The 1987-nt window shown below is 70.9% G+C and carries 2 protein-coding genes and 3 pseudogenes; 2 read left to right on the forward strand and 3 right to left on the reverse strand.

All coding sequences use genetic code 11. The features are described from left to right. From A5646_RS29165 to A5646_RS29560, 3 genes and pseudogenes are all read right to left on the reverse strand, one after another. Positions 1-521: pseudogene (locus A5646_RS29165) on the reverse strand (hypothetical protein); the annotation flags it as partial. A 131-nt stretch (positions 522-652) separates the two neighbouring features. After that, a pseudogene (locus A5646_RS21305) lies at positions 653-1261 on the reverse strand (hypothetical protein); the annotation flags it as partial. 132 nt (positions 1262-1393) lie between these two features. Continuing rightward, positions 1394-1567, reverse strand: coding sequence for a hypothetical protein (locus tag A5646_RS29560; protein ID WP_156748876.1), 174 nt, complete (start codon positions 1565-1567; stop codon positions 1394-1396). On the opposite strand from A5646_RS29560, the gene A5646_RS29565 reads away from it, so the two are divergent. Beyond that, positions 1566-1715 carry a hypothetical protein gene (locus A5646_RS29565; protein WP_197505253.1) on the forward strand — a complete coding sequence of 50 codons (150 nt, stop codon included), beginning with the start codon at positions 1566-1568 and terminating at the stop codon, positions 1713-1715. The genes A5646_RS29560 and A5646_RS29565 overlap by 2 nt on opposite strands. Positions 1716-1736: 21 nt before the next feature. After that, a pseudogene (locus A5646_RS21310) lies at positions 1737-1987 on the forward strand (hypothetical protein); the annotation flags it as partial.

Consider the following 1987-nt stretch of genomic DNA (forward strand, 5'->3'; position numbering starts at 1 on the left):
GCCAGCTCGACGGCCAGGCCGCCCGCGCGAGCGTCGCCGATCTGGCGCCGGTGCAGATCGACGATGGAGCCGTCGGAGACGTCGACCACCGCCAGCGTCGCGTTCGCCGGCTCGACGAACAGCATCGCGAGGCGCTCGTAGCCGAGCGCGTATCCGACGGCTCCATCGTCGATCTGCACCGGCGCCAGATCGGCGACGCTCGCGCGGGCGGCCTGGCCGTCGAGCTGGCGTCGATGGTCTCCGGTCTGGACGCCCGCGGGTCGCGCGCCGACGGTGTGTTCGTGATCGGCTGCGGAACCGACATCGTGGCGCTGAAGTCCACGCTCGAGGCGGCCACCCCGCTTCCGGTCACCGGCCCCGAGGAGCCGGACATGGCGCTGGCCCGCGGCGCGGCCCTGGCCTCGGCGAACGCGCCGCTGTTCGCGTCGTCGACGGCCGCCCTGGCCTACGCGCTGGATCCGGGCACCGGCGAAATGAATCCACCCGGCCTCGGCCCGTCGTACCTGGACGTCTGGGGCCACGCCGACGTCGACACCGACGTGCGGGCCTACAGCGCCGTCGCCGACGACGACGAGGACCCACCGCGCCGCCGGCCCTTGTCCATGCTGCTGGCCGGCAGCGCCCTGGCCGGCATCGTCGCCGTGATCGGCGGGGTGGCCGCCTCGAGCGTGGACTTCAGCGCCACGATGTCGGTTCCGCAGCCGATCACGAACACACCGTCGGCGCGCGACCCGCGGGCGTCCAGACCGGAGACCATCGACGCCAGCTCGACGGCCAGGCCGCCCGCGCGAGCGTCGCCGATCTGGCGCCGGTGCAGATCGACGATGGAGCCGTCGGAGACGTCGACCACCGCCAGCGTCGCGTTCGCCGGCTCGACGAACAGCATCGCGAGGCGCTCGTAGCCGAGCGCGTATCCGACGGTCTGGGCCAGCGCGGCGGCGGCCAGCAACGGCGCGACCAGCATCACGCCGTCGATCTCGCGGGTGGCGAGCGCCTCCCACAGCGCCCCGACGCCGGCGGGGTCACTCCAGGTGACCCCGATGGAGGTCAGCCGGTGGCCGCCCTCGAGCACTCCTTCGCGGGTGCCGATGATCGCGTCGATCACCTGACCGACCGCACCGGCGCCCAGATCAGCCGAATTCCCCGCAGCTCCAACCGCGAACTCTTCTTGTTCGACGGTCACGCCATCCGCATTTTCACCTTCGATCGCTACCAGGCGGACTGTCCTGGGAGCCATCGACACTCCAAGCACGATGTCCACGTAACGCCTCCAAGGTCTTTTGCAACGCCCTGTGCGAGGGCACGACGGGATGAACCCCGTCCGAACTTGGTGACATAAACGTTACGCGCGTGCGGCTAACCCCGCAGGCGGTGTGCGTACGCAGGAAGGACGCTAGTAGCCCGGCCCCAGGAACGGATTCTGGGAGCTGCCCGGATACTGCGAATACTGGTTCCCCGGATACGGCTGATATTGCGGGTACTGCGGCGTCGACGGGGCCTGCTGCTGGGGAACCGGCACCGGAATCGGTATCGGCAGCAGCGGAACGTGGATCCACTCCGTGGTCATGGGCACCGTCGAGGTGGTGGTCGTCGGCGGCGGTGGCGGCGGCGGCGGTGTGGAGCTGGTTTCCACCGGCGGTGGCGGCGGCACCGTCGTGGTGACCGTCGGTTGCGGCGGCGCGGTGGTGGGCGGCGCCGTATGCCTGGGGGTGTAGACCGGTGCCGGCGGTGCGGTGGTGACCACCACCGGTGGCGGTGGCGGTGGCGGTGACGTCGTCGACCTGGGCGCCGGCGACGTGCTGGTGATCGACGACGAGGCGCTGACCGATCGCGAATTGGCTTGGTCGCAAACCGAATACCCAGGCGACCTGCGGATGCGGTTCGGCGGGGAAACCTACGACGAAGACGGTCCGGCCGGCTGGTCGATGCGGCTCAACGTCATCCAGCCGCCGCGGGAACGCCGGCGCTGGCTGCGGCTTCGGTTCTC

The organism is Mycobacterium sp. 1245499.0 (assembly GCF_001673615.1).
GTDB lineage: Bacteria > Actinomycetota > Actinomycetes > Mycobacteriales > Mycobacteriaceae > Mycobacterium > Mycobacterium europaeum_A.